The organism is Pimelobacter simplex (assembly GCF_900114845.1).
Classification (GTDB): Bacteria; Actinomycetota; Actinomycetes; order Propionibacteriales; family Nocardioidaceae; genus Nocardioides; species Nocardioides simplex.
This window is the reverse complement of sequence record NZ_FOUK01000005.1, coordinates 272,419-288,015: the sequence shown is the minus strand read 5'-3', so window position 1 is coordinate 288,015 and position 15,597 is coordinate 272,419. Positions and strand designations below refer to the sequence as shown.

Below are 15,597 nucleotides of genomic sequence, written 5' to 3'. Positions count from 1 at the left end.
CGTCAGGGCCAGACGGTGTTACCCGTGGACGCCGACTCGAGGACCGCCGCGGCGACCTCGACCGTGCGCAGGCCCTGTCGCAGGGTCACGATCTCGCTCTCGTCGCCGCGGACGGCGTCACGGAAGCGCTCGTGCTCGACCAGGAGCGGCTCGCGCTTGGGGATCGCGAACCGGGTGACGTCGCCCTCGGACACGCCGCGGAAGGCGCTGACGGCCTCCCACTCGGTGCGCACCGCGCCGTTGGCGTAGAAGTGCAGGTCGGCGGTGAGCGTGTCGGCGACGAACGCGCCGCGCTCGCCGGTGACGACGGTCGAGCGCTCCTTGAGCGGGCTCAGCCAGTTGACGAGGTGGTTGACCACGATGCCGTTGCCGAGCTCGCCGACGACCGCGATGAGGTCCTCGTGCTCGCGGCCGCTGCGCCGGGCCGCCTGGGCGGAGACCTTGACGTAGGGCTGGCCGGTCACCCAGGCGGTGAGGTCGATGTCGTGGGTGGCGAGGTCCTTGACCACGCCGACGTCGGCGATCCGGCCCGGGAACGGGCCCTGGCGCCGGGTGACGACCTGGTAGATCTCGCCGAGGTCGCCGTTGGCCAGGCGGGTGCGCAGGCTCTGCAGCGCCGGGTTGTAGCGCTCGATGTGGCCCACGCCGCCGACCAGGCCGCGCGACTCGAAGGCGTCGACGAGGCGCTGGGCGCCGTCGACGGTGGGGGCGAGCGGCTTCTCGATGAGCGCGTGCACGCCGGCCTCGGCCAGCGCGAGCCCGATCTCCTCGTGGAAGCCGGTCGGTGCCGCCACCACCACGTAGTCGGGCTTGAGGGCGATCAGCGCGGCGACGTCGGGGACGATCGGGACGCCGTAGGAGGCCCGGGTGTCGGTGACCTGCGCGTCGGCGACGCCGATGAGCTCGACGCCGTCGAGGCCGGAGAGGATCCGGGCGTGGTTGCGGCCCATCGCCCCGAGGCCGACCAGGCCGGCCCGCAGGGTCATGCGTTCACCGCCGCGACGATGCGGTCGAGCTCGTCGGAGGTCAGCGTCGGGAACACCGGCAGCGAGAGCGCCTCGAGGGCGGCCTTCTCGGTCTCGGGCAGCTCCCAGCGCGGGTCGGGGACGCCGGCCTCGGTCAGGAACGGCTTGAGCCGGTGGACGGGCGTCGGGTAGTACGTCGCGCTGCCGATGCCGTGCTCGGTGAGCCGGGCCTGCAGCGCGTCGCGCTCGGCCGAGCGCACCGTGTACTGGTGGTAGGAGTGCTCGTAGCCGTCGGGCACGAACGGCGTCGTCGCGGCGGTGATGCCGGCGGTGAGCACCTTGGCGTTCTCGCGACGGCGGTCGGTCCACTCGGCGAGGCGGCGCAGCTGGTTGCGGCCCACGGCGGCGGCGACGTCGGTCATCCGGGTGTTGGTGCCGACGACCTCGTTGGCGTAGCGCTGCTCCATGCCCTGGTTGCGCAGCAGCCGCAGGGTGCGGGCCAGCTCGGCGTCACCGGTCGTGATCATGCCGCCCTCGAGGGAGTGCATGTTCTTGGTCGGGTAGAAGCTGAAGCAGCCGGCGATGCCGAGCGAGCCGACGTGGCGCCCGTCGATCGAGGCGAGGTGCGCCTGGGCGGCGTCCTCGACCACGGCGATGCCGTGCTTCTCGGCGATCGCGTTGAGCGCCGTCATGTCGGCCGGCAGGCCGTAGAGGTGGACCGGCATGATCGCGACGGTGCGCGGGCCGACCAGCGCCTCGACGTGGGCGGGGTCGATGTTGAAGGTGTCGGCCTGGATGTCGGCGAACACCGGCGTCGCGCCGACGAGGCGGATCGCGTTGGCGGTCGCGGCGAAGGTGAACGACGGGCAGATGACCTCGTCGCCGGGGCCGTAGCCGAGCGCCATCAGCGTGAGGTGCAGCGCCGACGTACCGCTGTTGACGGCCACGCACTCGCGCCCGTCGACGACGGCGGAGAACTCCTCCTCGAACGCCTTCACCTGCGGGCCCTGGACGACCATGCCCGAACGCATCACGTCGACGACGGCCTGGATGTCGGACTCGTCGATCACCGGACGCGCGGCCGGGATGTTCGTGGTGGTGCCAGACATGCTCATCCTCCCTGTGGGCCCAAGCCTGCCTCAGGCGGCGGCCACGCTATCACCGCACAGGGCGCCGACCACGCTCCAGGCCGGCAGACATTACGATCGAGCGCGTGGCTGAGCCGAACCCCAAGAGCACCCAGAAGCGACCGCGCCTGGCGGTCGTCGTCGCCAACGCGATCACCGGCGACTCTCGTGTGCAGAAGACGGCGCTCTCCGCGGCGTACGACGGCTGGGACGTGCTCCTGATCGGCAGGTCCACGAGCGCCCGGGTCGAGCGCACCTGGATGGGCCCGGTCAAGGTGCTGAGGGTGCCCGTCGACGACGCGCTGCGCCGTCAGGAGAACTTCCGGCGGCGCAACACGGTGACCCGCAAGACGGTCCGGGCCGGCCTGATCAGCAACAAGGACGCCGCGTGGGCCGAGGCCCGCCACCAGACCCGGGCGCGGGACCGGGACGCCCGCATGGCTGAGGTCGGCGCCCTCCACCGGCTCGGGCTCCGCGTCGCCGGACGGGCCGGCCGCGACTGGCTCCAGCTGCGCCTGCGCGCCCAGGCCTGGGGCGAGGGCCACCTGCCGAACCCGGACCGTGCCGTCGGAGACTGGCGTCACGACACCCCCGTCGTCCTCGACCTCGACCGGGCGATCGGCCCCGCGATCGAGGAGTTCCGGCCCGACGTCATCCACGCCAACGACATCACCGGCATGTATCCCGCGGCGATCGCGGCGAGCCGCCTGCGTCGCCAGGGCCACGAGGTGCACTGGCTCTACGACGCCCACGAGTACGTCTCCCAGATCGAGTGGCCGACCGAGCGGATCCAGAGCGGCTACCCGCAGGTCGAGCGGGAGTTCATCGGCCAGGCCGACGCCGTCGTGACGGTGTCCGACGAGATCGCCGACATCCTCCGCGCCGACCACCGGCTCACGAAGCAGCCCCTGGTCGTCCTCAACACTCCCCTGCAGGCAGCGGTCGGCACGGCGCCCGAGCTCTCCGTGCGCGCGGTGGTCGAGCTCGACGACGACGTGCCGCTGCTCGTCTACTCCGGATACGTCCAGGCCAACCGGGGCCTCGAGACGGCGCTCGGCGCGCTGCCCGAGCTGCCCGGAGTGCACCTGGCGGTGGTCACCAACCGGGACAACCCCGCCACCCGCGAGCTGCTGAGCCGGGCCCAAGAGCTCGGCGTCGGCGACCGGGTGCACCTGGCGCCCTACGTCGCGCAGCACGAGGTCCCCGACTACCTGTCCAGTGCGGACCTCGGCGTGATCGTCCTGGACCGCACGCCGAACCACGAGATCTCGCTGCCCACCAAGCTCGCCGAGTACCTCCACGCCGATCTCCCGGTCGTCGTCAGCGACGTCCGCACCCTGTCGGCGTTCGTCCGCGAGCACGGCGTCGGCGAGGTCTGCACGGCGGGTGAGCCGGTGACCTTCGCCGCCGCGGTCCGCACCCTCCTCGCCGACCGTGACCGCTACCTCGCGCGGATCACCGACGACCTGAAGAAGGAGCTCTCCTGGGAGTTCCAGGCCGCAGGCCTGCTGAAGCTCTACCGCGACATCTCCGGTCTGGTGCCGCCCCCGGCCGACATCCAGCCGAGCTGGGACCTCACCGAGCGCTTCCGCCACGTGGCCAGCGACAAGAACCGCAACCAGCTGGCGACCCCCGAGGACGGGCACCCCTGGCGCCGGTTGACGAAGGACACCCCGATCCGGCTCGGCCTGGCCCCGGCCAACTACGCCGGCCAGCTCGCGGCCCTCGCGACCTCCGTCACCGAGCACCGCGAGGACGTGTCGGCCGAGGTCACGATGCACACGAGTGGCCAGTCGTTCGGCTACCCGGCAGACGTCTACGCCGCGAACTCCACGCTGAAGCACCTCGACGTGCAGATCGCCCACCTCCAGCGGACCCTGCCCCGCTACACCCACCTGATCGCCGACGCCTTCCGGCCGGTCTTCGGAACGCTCAACGGCGACGACATCTCCGGTGACCTCCCCGCGCTGCGGCACGCCAAGATCAAGGTCGCGCTCCTCGCCCACGGCAGCGAGATCCGCTCACCCGCCCGGCACCGCGAGCGCAGCCCCCACTCCCACTTCCACGACGTGCCGGAGCAGGAGATCTTCGACGTCCTGACCCGGCTCTCCGACCGCAACTTGGCGATCGTCGACTCCGTCGACCTGCCCGTCTACGTCACGACGCCCGACCTGCTCGACGACGTCCCGCGCGCCACCTGGCTGCCCCTGGTCGTCGACATCGACTCGTGGGCGACGAGCAACCCGATCATGGAACGCGCCCGCCCGGTCGTCCTCCATGCCCCGTCGCGCCGGTGGACCAAGGGCACCGACCGCTTCCTCCCCGCGCTCGAGGAGATGGAGCGCAAGGGCCTGATCGAGCTCAACCTGGTCGAGGGACTGCTCTGGCCCGAGATGCAGCGCCAGGTCAAGGAGGCCGACATCGTCATCGACCAGGTCGCGGTCGGCGCCTACGGCGCCTTCGCGTGCGAGGCGATGGCCGCCGGGAAGCCGGTCATCTCCTACCTGACCGACCATGTCGTGGCCACCGTCGGTGACGACCTGCCGATCGTCAACGCGACCGGCGCCGAGGTGGCCGACGCGATCGAGCAGCTGGTCGCCGACCGCGACGCGACCCGCGAGATCGGCGCCGCGTCGGCTCGCTTCGCGCGTGCCGTCCACGACGGGCGGCGTGCGGCCGAGATCCTCGACGGCTTCCTGCGCTAGGAGGCTCGGCCGCGGGCGGCGAGCACACGCACGACCTCGTCGGCGGCGTGTCCGTCGCCATAGGGCTCCCCGGGAGCGGCGGTCGGCCGCGGACGGGTGACGAGCCCGGCCCACTCCTCCGCGGACAGCAGGTGCGGGTCGGGCGCCAACACGTTCCAGCCGTCGTCCAGCGTCTCGACCCACTCGGTCTCGGGGCGGATCGTCGTGCACGGGCGCTCGAGGAGGAAGGCCTCCTTCTGCAGGCCACCGGAGTCGGTCAGCACACCGGTCCCACCGAGCACGGTGGCGACCATGTCGGCGTACGCGAGCGGGGGGCCGACGCGGATCGCACCGCGCTCGAGCTCCAGCCCATGCTCCCTTGCCTTCGCGACCAGACGAGGGTGCGCCAGCAGGACCACCGGCAGCGACAGGCCCGCCAGTGCGTCGAGCAGGGCGTGCAGCCGCGCCGGGTCGTCGGTGTTGTCCGGGCGGTGGAGCGTAGCGACGACGTACGGCGCGGCCGCGTCGACGCCGTGCGGGAGGGTCGGCGCCCGCCCGGTCGAGCGGACGGCGTCGCGCACCTGGAGGCACACGTCGACCATCACGTCGCCCACCAGGACCGCGCGGTCGGCGAGGTTCTCGTCGGCCAGGTGGCCCATGGCGACCTCGGTCGGAGCCAGGAGCAGGTCGGCGGCGTGGTCGGTCAGGACCCGGTTGTGCTCCTCGGGCATCCGGCGGTTGAACGAGCGCAGCCCCGCCTCGAGATGGGCCACCGGCACGTGCAGCTTCACGGCCGCGAGCGTTGCCGCGATGGTCGAGTTGGTGTCGCCGTAGACCAGCACCCAGTCGGGACGCTCTCGATCGAAGATCGGGTCGAGGTCGGCCAGCATCGCACCCGTCTGCGCGCCGTGGGAGCCCGAGCCGACACCGAGGTGGATGTCGGGCGCCGGGATCTGCAGACCGTCGAAGAAGACGTCAGACATGTCGGCGTCGTAGTGCTGCCCCGTGTGGACGATGAGGTGCTGGTGGTCGGTGCGCCCGATCGCGGCCGCGATCGGCGCGAGCTTGACCAGCTGGGGCCGCGCTCCGACGACGCTGATCACCTTCATGCCGCCGCCTCCAGCTCGGCGAGCTTGCGGACGGCCCCGGCCACGCTGAAGACGACCTCCGGACCTTCGATCCGTCGCGCCAGGTGCCAGCCGGCCCAGGTCGTCGCGAGGTCCAGGCAGATCACCAGGTCGGCGCCGCGGAACTCCTCGCGCAGCTGCGGGGACCAGATCGCCCCCGCGGCGAAGAGCAGACTGTTGTCGGCGCCGTACTTGTCGGGCGCCACCTTCAGCAGCCGGCGGTCGAGCTTGCGCAGCATCTTGCGGCGGCGTCCCGCTGGGGCCGGGCGAGGACCACCCTGCGTGCGCGCCTCGACGACCTGACGACGGGGACGCAGCGACGCGCCGAGGACCAGGCAGCGCCGCACGGGCAGCGGCTCGGCGGGCCGGCGCAGCACCGCGAGAGCGAGGTCGAGGTCGCGGTCCGCGAGCGGCTCGAGTGCCTCGGCGAGCCACGCGCGGCTCATCCGGCTGGTCGTCGACAGCAGCAGCACCTTCACGAGGTCTCCTTCGCACTCACCGCGTCGTGCAACGCGGCGACCCGCGGGCCGAGCTGGCGGTTGCGCTCGTACTGCTCGGCGTGGGACAGACACCGACGCCGTACGGTCTCGTCGGACTCGCGCGCGGCACGGCCGGCGCCCTCCAGCGCCTGCGCGATGGCGCCCGGGGTGAGATCGGCGGCCGGGAACCACAGCGGGTAGCCCTCGAGCACCCGGGCCGAGTCGCCGCCCGGCTCCTGGACCGAGACGATGGGCAGCGCGCTCGCCATGTACTCGTAGACCTTGCCGCTGGTGACGAAGCGGCCGGCGCCGAGGATCAGGAGGAGGACGTCGATCTCCTCGAAGATCGTGCGCACGGCTGCCTTCGGCACCGGACCGTCGTACGAGATGCCGTCGTCGTGCTGCTCCAGCACGTGGCTGAGCGATGCGTCCTTGACCGCGAAGAAGCCGAGGTGCCCCCAGAGCCGGGCCCGGGCACCGGCGACCACGCCGCCACGCTCACGCGCCGTCCGCCAGCCCTCGCCGAACTCGACGAGCGGCAGCCGCGGTGTCAGTGTGCCGATGTAGCCATAGGTCAGCGGTTGCTCCGGAGCGGGGGCGCTCAGCACCGGGGACGGCGCCAGCTCCAGGTCGTAGCCGTTGGCGACCGAGTGGATCTTCGATGCCGACGCCGGGTAGCGCGCCGCGTGCTCGGCGCGCAGCGGCTCGTTGACGAACCACACCTCCAGCGCGTCGGCGACGAACGCCGCCTCTAGCTCGTGGACCCGGCGGTCCGGGTTCTCGGTGCCGTCGAAGACGTCGACGGTCCACGAGTCGCGCTGGTCGAGCACGAAGGGGATCCCGAGCTCGGTGTGCAGACGGTGCGCCGCACCGACGCTGACGTTCGGGTTGGCCGTGGCGACGACCAGGTCGAGGGGGTCGCGCCGGTGGAGCGCGCGGCCGGCGGCGACCAGCGGCTCCAGCCACGGGCCGTAGCTGGCCTCGGGGAAGCCCTCCTGGTCCTGCTCGACCCGGCGCAGGGTCCACGCCCGCGGACGGCGTGCGCGCTCACGGTCCCAGCGTCGTACGTCGAGGTCCATGACCGGCCAGTCGAACGGGATCCGCACGACCTCGACCCGGCTGTCGATCCGCTCCTCGAGCGTCGGGTCGGCCAGCGTGTAGCGGTAGAAGGACTCGCGCTCGCAGGTCAGCACGGTGACCCGGAAGCCTCCCGCGGCCAGTGCGTTCGCGGTCGCGAGGGCGCGGTAGACGCCGCTTCCTCGCGAAGGCGGGAAGCCCCAGGCGATGTACAAGACGTGCGGGGCAGCCCGATCCACGCCAGGGACCCTAGCAGCCTGGGCAGCCCCGCCTCGCGTTACTGTGCTGTGTGCGTGACGAACCGATCGAGGGACGCGACCGGCTCCCCTCCCTGACCGGGCTCCGCTTCTGGGCAGCACTCCTCGTCGTGCTCTACCACCTGTCCCGCACGGTCGGTCAGGTCCCCGTCGTGAGCGACCTGTCCTGGTACGGCCGGTGCGGCGTGACGTTCTTCTTCGTGCTCTCCGGCTTCGTGCTGGCGTGGAGCTACGACGGGACCCGGACCCGTCCCCTCGTCTTCTACTGGCGCCGGTTCGCCCGGATCTGGCCGCTCATGGCGGTGGCGATCGTGCTCTCCGTCGCGGTCTACCTGGCCCTCGACGTCCCCGTACGTCGCGACGGCGCGCTCGCCGGCCTGACCTTCACCAACGCCTGGTTCACCGATCCGGGGATCGTGGTCGGCGGCAACCCCGCGGTCTGGTCGCTCAGCGACGAGGCGTTCTTCTACGCCGTCTTCCCGCTCCTGCTCCTGGTGCTCGCGCCGCGGCGACCGTGTGCCCTCCTGGTGGTGGCCGGGGCCGGCTGCGCGGCCGCGCTCGGCCTCTGGCTGGCGAGCGGCGGCATCGACCTCGCCCACCGCTCCTGGGCGCTCGACTACCTGCCGCTCTCCCGCCTGACGCAGTTCGTCGTGGGCGTCGCGGTCGCCCTCGCGATGCGGCGGGGCTGGCGACCCCGGATCGGCCTGCCCGTGGCGCTCGTCCTCGTCGTGGCCTACCTCGCCGCGTTGATCCCCTGGCACCAGGCCGTCCCGGACACCGAGTGGTATGGGCCCTACAGCGCCTCACAGCTCCTCTCGACCCCGGTCTTCGCGCTGCTCGTCGCCGCGGCGGCGCAGGCCGACCTCTCAGGACGCCGAACCGGGCTGACCGGAACCTGGATGCTGCGCCTCGGGCACTGGTCGTTCGCCTGGTACCTCGTCCACGAGATCGTCATCCGCTGGGTCCGCCACCAGCACCCGGCTCTCTACGAGGGCGCCGGGGTGCTCGCGGTCTGGACGGCGGTGATCGTCGTGTCCCTCGCCCTGGCCGGAGCGCTGTACTACCTGGTCGAGCACCCAGCCGAGCGCTTCCTGCGCCGCCGCGGCCCGCAGCCCGCCGCTCGCGAGGTCACGGCACCGGGGCGGCACCGGCAGATGCACGTCGGGGGAACGACGGCAGGCGACGGATGATCTCCGGTGCCAGCGAGCGTGCGTACTCCCTCGACAGGTGCGAGTAGTCGCGATAGACGATGACCGACCCGACCTGGGGGTAGCACCAGCGACCGTCGCAGAAGCGATCGGTGAGGTCGACCAGCGCGACGCCCCGGCCCTCGGCCTTGCCGCCCGCGTCGGTGATCGGGCGTTGCGCCGGTAGGCCGACCGTGCGCGGAACCGCGCACCTCATCGGGTCCCGGTGCTCGGCGAGACACGTGGGCACGTAGTCACCGTTGGTGCGCGGGACGTCCGCAAGGACGATCACCTCGAGCCCTGCGTCTCGCCAGCGCTGCCACAGCGCGACGAAGCCGTCGGTGGCCGGATCGGTCATGGTCATGTCGTCGGGTGGGACGAAGTCGTAGGCCGTCGAGTACGACGCGACGACGACCGCGTCGAGCGAGGTGTCAGCACGCACGGCACGGTCGAGCTTGCGGACCCAGTCGGCACAGTCGCGCTGGTAGTCGGGGTCCTTCTCGGCGGGCAGCACGCGCAGCGCGAGCGTGGCCGGGCAGCTCGTCTTGGCGTAGGTGCGCACCTGCCACCCCTCACGCCGCCCGATCTCGTCGAACGCCGGGAACCACGCCCCCGCGTGAGAGTCACCGACCAGCGCCACCTCACGTCGGGCCGATCCCGCGTCGGCACCCAGGTCACAGCTGACCAGCTCGCTGCTCGCGAAGCTCGCCTGGCAGCCCGGGTACGCGACCTCCTCACGGTTCTGCCGCGCGACCTGGACCGGACCCGGCCGCGCGGGGCCCTCGCCGACGACCGAGTCGCAGTGATTGGCCGGGTCGAGCGCTCCGGGTCCCGTGCAGGAGGACGGGCTCGGCAGCGCGAAGTCCTGCTCGGCAGGCAGCGCACTCCGCAGGCCGGCCGCCGCGGCCACCACGACCGCCATCGCCACCGCTCCCGCGACGAGGGCGCGCGGCACCGGCCGGAGGAAGGCGCCGCCTCGGAGCGGGTCCTCGACGAAGCGGGTGCTGCACCAGGCCAGGAGCAGGCTCAGCCCGAGCACACCGATCTTGTCGTAGCGGTCCGGTTCGTGGCCCAGCGCGAACGGCGCCACCACGATCAATGGCCAGTGCCACAGGTAGACGGCGTAGGAGATGTCACCGACGAAGGTCGCCGGGCGCCAGGTGAGCCAGTGCGGCGCCGTCCGGGTCCGCGCGTGGCCGGCCAGCAGGACGGCCACGGTGCCGGCGACCGGGACGATCGCCAGCCAGCCGGGGAAGGGCGTCGTGTCGTCGTAGAGCACGCCCGCCAGGACGATCGCGACGAGCCCGGCCCAGGCCACGGCGGCACCCCCGTGCCCAGTGAGCCGGCGCCGCTGCCACAACAGGCCGACGAGCCCGCCGGCGGCGAACTCCCACATCCGGGTGAACGTCTGGAAGTACGCGGCCCCCGGGTCGGTCGCGGTCGCGACGACCGACCAGGCCAGGGACGCCGCCCCGACGGCCGCGAGCAGCACGACTAGGGACTGCCGGACGCGCTCCGCCGACACGACCCGGCGGTGCCGGCGGGTGATGACGGCCAGCACGACCGCGATCGCCACGGGCCAGACGAAGTAGAACTGCTCCTCGACCGACAACGACCAGTAGTGCTGGGCGACCGAGGCCGACTCGCCCAGCGCCGAGTAGTCGACGGCGTCCAGCATCAACACCCAGTTCTGGACGTAGAGCGCGCTCGCCACGACCTGTCGCACATTGGTCGGCCACTCGGTCTGCGGGATCCAGGCCCACACCAGGACGAGGGAAACGAGCAGCACGAGCAGTGCGGCCGGCAGCAGCCGTCGCACCCGCCGGGCCCAGAAGCGGACGACGCGGAGACCCGACGAGACCTCGGCCTCCTGGGCCAGGTGCCGGGTGATCAGGTAGCCCGAGATCACGAAGAAGACGTCGACGCCGACGTAGCCGCCCGAGAGTCGTGCCGGCGCGAGGTGGTAGAGCACCACCAGCAGGACGGCGACGGCCCGAAGTCCTTGGACCTCGGCCCGGAACTCGCTCTCCCCGTGGGGTGCCGGGGCGGGAGGCATCAGAACACCCGCCGCAGCACCGGCACCTTGCGCGCGACCAGGCTCAGCGCGAACGACAGGACGACGATCGCGACGTACATCTGGATCTTCGCGACCGGGCGCGGGTCGGCCCAGAAATCGGGGTACCAACGGCGGAACACCGAGTAGAAGACGAGGTGGCACAGGAAGACGCCGAACGTCGCGGCACCCAGCGAGCGCAGCACCCGCTGCGCGCGGTCGGGCAGTTCGACGCGGCTGCACAGGTCGATCACGCAGACGAACAGGCAGACCGACGCGATGACGACAAGGGGGCTGAAGTAGGCAACGGGACTCAGCGCCTGGAGCCACGTGTGGTCGGGGCGCACGTTGTACTGCCAGATCGTCTCGGCCATCAGTGCGACGGCGAGCGCGCCGGTCCACAGCCATCGCCAGCCGTGCCGCTGCGGCTCGCGCCAGGCGTACCCGGCGACGAAGATGCCGATGTAAGGAAGGAACATGATCACGATGTTGTCGCCGCGCGGCCGCGGCGACCCCAGTTCGGTGGTGATGCCCGGGAGCGCGAGGATCACGGCTGTCCACGCCGAGGCCACGACCGCGGTGACGACGGCCCGCTTGCGACCGCCGTCAGCCAGGAAGGCGGCCAGCACCGGCGCGACGAGGTACAGGCCGAGGATGAGCCACAGGAAGTAGAGGGCGGTGAAGATGCGGCCGTCGATCAGCTGGAGCAGCACGTTCTCGATCGTCGGCCGGTCGTCGAAGAACACCCGGCGCACCAGCAGCAGGTAGACGAGGTGCCACACCACGAGCGCCGGCACCAGCCGCAGTGCGCGCTTGCGCAGGAAGATGCCGGGACCACCCACGTGCGCCCGCGGGTCGAGCAGGAGCGCCCCGCTGATCATCACGAAGACCGGCACGCACCAGGTGCTGCCAAGGTCGATGATCAGCCCGAAGTACCAGGTGCTCGTGCCTCGCAGCTGCTCCTCACCGAGGATCAGCCCGAAGATGTGGATCGCGAGCACACCGAGGATCGCCATGATCCGGAGGACGTCGAGATCCCACCGGTAGGGGCGTGGGGAGACTTCTTCCGAGACCGCTGTCGTCACCGGCGCAGCCTAGAACAGCCAGGTCTCCAGCCCTAAGCAGTGCGCTCCTAGCCCCGGCGGGGCCGCCCGAATCGGCGGGCCCGCTCGGGTTGCTCGGCGAGGCTGTCACGCAGCCGCGCCAGCTCGTCGACCGCCAGGTCCCGCTCGGTCCGCGCGGCGTCCAGGTTCGCGCGCAGCGCCTGGATCCGGCCGCGGCGACGCTGGGCGGCGGCCCGGGCCCGGGTCAGCGCGCGCTCGGCCGCGGCGAGCCGCGCGTCCGTGGCGGGCAGTGGCCAGCCCGGGTAGCCGACAGCCGGGCCGCGCCCCTTGCGCTGGTAGAGCTCCTCCAGCCGGCGCCCGCCGGCCTCGAGGCCGTGCACCCGCTCGACGTACGCCCGCCCCTCCTGACCGAGCCGGGCCCGGCGCTCGGGATCGCTCAGCAGGTCGCGCAGCACGTCGGCGAACGTGTCCGGGTCCGCGCTGACCGCCGGCAGGTCGGGATGCTGGGCCCGCACCTGGTCCCGGATCCGGGTCACCGCGACCCGGCCGAGCGCCATCGCCTCCATCGACGTCACCCCGACATCGCCACCCAGCACCTTCTCGACCACGATGTCGGCCCGCGCCAGTCGCGCGACCGCCTCCGCGTTGTCGACGCCCTCGATGAGGTCGACGTCGAACGCCAGGCCCTCGGCCCGCAGCCGGTCCAGACCGGCCAGCACCATGTCGGTGCCCTTGAGCGCCCGTCGGCTCGGCGCGTGCGCGATCACCGGACGGCGTACGTCAGTGCGCAACGGAGGCGCGACCAGGTCCTCGGTGTCGATCACCTTCGGCAGGTAGACCGCGTCCTCGACGTACGGCAGGTCGAGGACGCTGCCCACGGTCAGGTGCGACGCATAGGCACGGATGACCCGGAGCCGGTCGGCGATCAGGTCCTCGTAGGAGGGCACGTCGGCGAAGCGGTAGAAGCTCCACTCGTCCTCCTGGAGGTGGTGGCTGCGCAACCGGACGTCGGTCCCGTGGAAGGTGGCGACGACGCTCACCCCCATCGCGCGCCACAGGGGCAGATCCCAGTACGCGGGGAGGGAGTGCCCCTCGGGCACCAGCGACCGCGCGAAGTGGAGGTGGACGACGTCGAAGCCACCCTGGAGGGCGTCCTGAAGCGCAGCCAGGTAGGCCGGCATCCCCGCCGACACGTCGATGCGGCGGTCGCAGGGGTAGTCGTAGGTGCTGGTGCCGTACTCCCACACCTCGACCTCGTGGCCGCGCGCACGTAGGCCCTGCGCCAGGCCCCACGCCTGGTTCGCGATGTTCACCGGAGCCTGGAGCACACGCATGGCTGGGAGGCTAGGCGGCCGTGACGGATCCGTCAGAGGATCCGCGGAAACTTGACGATGCCCTCATCAACGCACGGTCGGGTCGGCCTCGTTCACGCTGCGGGTGACGAAGTACGACGCACCGATGCTGTCGTAGTTCAAGGGCGCCGGGTTGCCGTTGTACTGGTCCTGGATCATGACGACGCCTGCGAACCGGCCATCGGCATCGATGATCTGCAGGCCCATCTGGGTGTGGCCGAAGTTGTCCGAGATACGTCCGTTGCAGTTGAAGTCGTGCTCGACGACGGACTGGATGCGCCGGTCCGTCACCGACGCCACCTGCGTGTTGGCGTCGAGAGCCGAGAAGTAGCGGTACACCGCTCCCCCGTTGACGCAGGGCAGACCGGTGACGTAGCGCAGCTTCGGCCAGGTCGCCGTCGTGAGCGTGTAGCTGCCGAGGGAGATGATCTCTCCGCACTCGGTGGGGTTGTTGACCTGGGTGTTGCTGCGCACGGGGTTTCCGTAGAAGTTGTTCCAGAACTTCTGGCATCCGGTGATCGCCGGTCCCTGCGACACGACCTCGTCCCGGATCGCCTCGGTTCCGAGGCCACCCTTGAGCGTCGTGCCTGCCGCGCCCCAGCCCCAGCCGGCGTTGACCGCCTGCTGGTCACGGAGCGCGTAGGTGGGCTGCGCCGCGTAGAAGTCGTTGGGCGCCTGGAACTTGTCGAAGTAGATCATCTCGATCTTGGCGATCTTGTCGTTGCTGAACGCGTAGCGCCAGCGCTCGACACCGGCGCCTCCGGCCCAGGTGACCTGGATGACGTCACCATCGACCGGAGCGACGCCCGGGGAGGTCACGTTCGTGTACGTGCCGGTCAACGACGAGGGCTCGCCCTCGAGCGCCGGAGTGTTGATGTTGTCGTGGAACTCGACGCGACACAGCGGTGCCGAGCTGGAGTCGGGCTGCGGGGTACCGCCCGTCGGGACCCCGACGTAGGTGATGCAGTAGTTGTTCGAGGACGAGCCCCATGCCGACGCCGGGGTGTCGGTGGCGGTGTTCCAGGCCCAGTACCGCTCGGTCACCGTCCCGTCGGCTCGGAAGTCGTACAACGCCAGCCGTCCGAGCTGGCGCCGGTCGGCACCCGTGGTGCCCGCGACCTCTCCCTTGATCGCCACGGCGAAGACCCCGGGAAGGTGCGACGGGGTGGCGGCGCGGGAGTCCCCGCCCCCGGCCACGACCAGCACCGACGTCGTGAGGGCGACTGCGACCAGCAGCACGAGGCGCCTGGCGATCCGACTCATGGGGGGTCCTCCTAGACCACGGGGGCTTCTGGCGGGATGTCACTGCGGGCCTCGGTCACGAGGTCGAGCAGGTACCGACCATAGCCGCTCTTGAGCAGCGGCCGGGCGAGCTCCTCCAGCTCGGCGTCGTCGATGAAGCCCAGGCGCCAGGCGACCTCCTCGGGCGCACCGACCTTCGTGCCCTGCCGGGCCTCGAGCGCGCGCATGTAGTTGCTCGCATCGTTGAGGTCGTCGAACGTTCCCGTGTCGAGCCACGCGGAGCCGCGCGGCAGCACCTCGACCTGCAGGCGTCCCTCGTCGAGGTAGAGCCGGTTGAGGTCGGTGATCTCGAGCTCGCCCCGCGGCGACGGCTTGAGCGTGCGGGCCTTGGCGACGACATCGGACCCGTAGAAGTAGAGGCCGGGGACGGCGTACCGGCTGCGGGGGCGCTCGGGCTTCTCCTCGAGCGACAGCGCGCGTCCCTCGCCGTCGAACTCGACGACGCCGTACGCCGTCGGGTCGGCCACGCGGTAGCCGAACACCGCGGCGCCGTCGAGATCGGCGAACCGGCGCAGCCGGGTGCCCAGACCGGCGCCGTAGAAGAGGTTGTCGCCGAGGACCAGCCCCGCGCCGCCGCCGTCGAGGTGCTCCTCGCCGATGAGGAACGCCTGGGCCAGTCCGTCGGGCGAGGGCTGCACCGCGTAGGTGATCGTGATGCCGAGGTGGCTGCCGTCGCCGAGCAGGCGCCGGAACTGGTCGGCCTCGTGCGGGGTCGTGATGACGAGGACCTCGCGGATGCCGGCGAGCATGAGCGTCGACAACGGGTAGTAGATCATCGGCTTGTCGTAGACCGGCATCAGCTGCTTGCTCACGGCATGGGTGATCGGGTGCAGTCGGCTGCCCGTGCCTCCGGCCAGAATGATCCCGCGCATAGTTGTTTCTCCGTCTCGTCTCCGCCGGGCGTGTCAGCCGGGTCCAGGGTC

At 71.5% G+C, this 15,597-nt stretch carries 12 protein-coding genes; 2 read left to right on the top strand and 10 right to left on the bottom strand.

What is annotated here, in order from left to right:
• Positions 1 to 2: 2 nt before the first annotated feature.
• A complete protein-coding gene (locus tag BM223_RS21490) occupies positions 3 to 986 on the bottom strand; it encodes a Gfo/Idh/MocA family protein (protein WP_038676619.1) in 984 nt (327 codons plus the stop codon).
• A complete protein-coding gene (locus tag BM223_RS21485) occupies positions 983 to 2,074 on the bottom strand; it encodes a DegT/DnrJ/EryC1/StrS family aminotransferase (protein ID WP_038676617.1) in 1,092 nt (363 codons plus the stop codon). The genes BM223_RS21490 and BM223_RS21485 overlap by 4 nt, the downstream gene beginning before the upstream one ends.
• 104 nt (positions 2,075 to 2,178) lie before the next feature.
• On the opposite strand from BM223_RS21485, the gene BM223_RS21480 reads away from it, so the two are divergent.
• Complete coding sequence (locus BM223_RS21480) at positions 2,179 to 4,797, top strand: glycosyltransferase (RefSeq protein ID WP_038676616.1); 2,619 nt, start codon at positions 2,179 to 2,181, stop codon at positions 4,795 to 4,797.
• On the opposite strand, the gene wecB is transcribed toward BM223_RS21480, so the two are convergent.
• From wecB to BM223_RS28635, 3 genes are read right to left on the bottom strand one after another with little or no spacing between them, the layout of a single operon-like run.
• Positions 4,794 to 5,885, bottom strand: a complete 1,092-nt coding sequence (wecB, locus tag BM223_RS21475) for a non-hydrolyzing UDP-N-acetylglucosamine 2-epimerase (protein ID WP_038676614.1) — start codon at positions 5,883 to 5,885, stop codon at positions 4,794 to 4,796. The genes BM223_RS21480 and wecB overlap by 4 nt on opposite strands.
• Entirely contained in the window at positions 5,882 to 6,382 is a 501-nt protein-coding gene (locus tag BM223_RS21470) for a hypothetical protein (RefSeq protein ID WP_038676613.1), read from the bottom strand. Before BM223_RS21470 ends, wecB begins: the two co-directional genes overlap by 4 nt.
• On the bottom strand, positions 6,379 to 7,698 hold the full coding sequence (locus BM223_RS28635) for a glycosyltransferase family protein (RefSeq protein ID WP_038676611.1): 1,320 nt from the start codon (positions 7,696 to 7,698) through the stop codon (positions 6,379 to 6,381). The genes BM223_RS21470 and BM223_RS28635 overlap by 4 nt, the downstream gene beginning before the upstream one ends.
• A gap of 50 nt (positions 7,699 to 7,748) precedes the next feature.
• Here BM223_RS28635 and BM223_RS21460 point away from each other — a divergent pair, with 50 nt between their 5' ends.
• Entirely contained in the window at positions 7,749 to 8,906 is a 1,158-nt protein-coding gene (locus BM223_RS21460; protein WP_075018706.1) for an acyltransferase family protein, read from the top strand.
• Here BM223_RS21460 and BM223_RS21455 read toward each other — a convergent pair.
• The 5 genes from BM223_RS21455 to rfbA form a co-directional block, all read right to left on the bottom strand.
• Positions 8,845 to 10,959 (bottom strand): acyltransferase family protein, encoded by a 2,115-nt coding sequence (locus tag BM223_RS21455; protein ID WP_052138192.1) that lies wholly within the window; start codon positions 10,957 to 10,959, stop codon positions 8,845 to 8,847. The two genes, BM223_RS21460 and BM223_RS21455, sit on opposite strands and share 62 nt — an antisense overlap.
• Positions 10,959 to 12,041 (bottom strand): acyltransferase, encoded by a 1,083-nt coding sequence (locus BM223_RS21450; protein WP_141267160.1) that lies wholly within the window; start codon positions 12,039 to 12,041, stop codon positions 10,959 to 10,961. Before BM223_RS21450 ends, BM223_RS21455 begins: the two co-directional genes overlap by 1 nt.
• Before the next feature lie 47 nt (positions 12,042 to 12,088).
• Positions 12,089 to 13,354, bottom strand: coding sequence for a glycosyltransferase family 4 protein (locus tag BM223_RS21445; protein ID WP_038676608.1), 1,266 nt, complete (start codon positions 13,352 to 13,354; stop codon positions 12,089 to 12,091).
• Between the two features lie 66 nt (positions 13,355 to 13,420).
• Positions 13,421 to 14,635 (bottom strand): hypothetical protein, encoded by a 1,215-nt coding sequence (locus BM223_RS21440; RefSeq protein ID WP_038676607.1) that lies wholly within the window; start codon positions 14,633 to 14,635, stop codon positions 13,421 to 13,423.
• A gap of 11 nt (positions 14,636 to 14,646) precedes the next feature.
• The gene (rfbA, locus tag BM223_RS21435) at positions 14,647 to 15,546 is read right to left on the bottom strand and encodes a glucose-1-phosphate thymidylyltransferase RfbA (RefSeq protein WP_038676606.1); all 900 of its coding nucleotides are present in this window, start codon (positions 15,544 to 15,546) and stop codon (positions 14,647 to 14,649) included.
• Between the last annotated feature and the right edge of the window lie 51 nt (positions 15,547 to 15,597).

What these genes read in the sequence shown, in the direction of transcription:
- BM223_RS21490 (WP_038676619.1), bottom strand. Translation starts at nt 986, where the DNA reads ATGACCCTGCGGGCCGGCCTGGTCGGCCTCGGGGCGATGGGCCGCAAC.
- BM223_RS21485 (WP_038676617.1), bottom strand. Translation starts at nt 2,074, where the DNA reads ATGTCTGGCACCACCACGAACATCCCGGCCGCGCGTCCGGTGATCGAC.
- wecB (WP_038676614.1), bottom strand. Translation starts at nt 5,885, where the DNA reads ATGAAGGTGATCAGCGTCGTCGGAGCGCGGCCCCAGCTGGTCAAGCTC.
- BM223_RS21455 (WP_052138192.1), bottom strand. Translation starts at nt 10,959, where the DNA reads ATGCCTCCCGCCCCGGCACCCCACGGGGAGAGCGAGTTCCGGGCCGAG.
- BM223_RS21445 (WP_038676608.1), bottom strand. Translation starts at nt 13,354, where the DNA reads ATGCGTGTGCTCCAGGCTCCGGTGAACATCGCGAACCAGGCGTGGGGC.
- BM223_RS21440 (WP_038676607.1), bottom strand. Translation starts at nt 14,635, where the DNA reads ATGAGTCGGATCGCCAGGCGCCTCGTGCTGCTGGTCGCAGTCGCCCTC.
- rfbA (WP_038676606.1), bottom strand. Translation starts at nt 15,546, where the DNA reads ATGCGCGGGATCATTCTGGCCGGAGGCACGGGCAGCCGACTGCACCCG.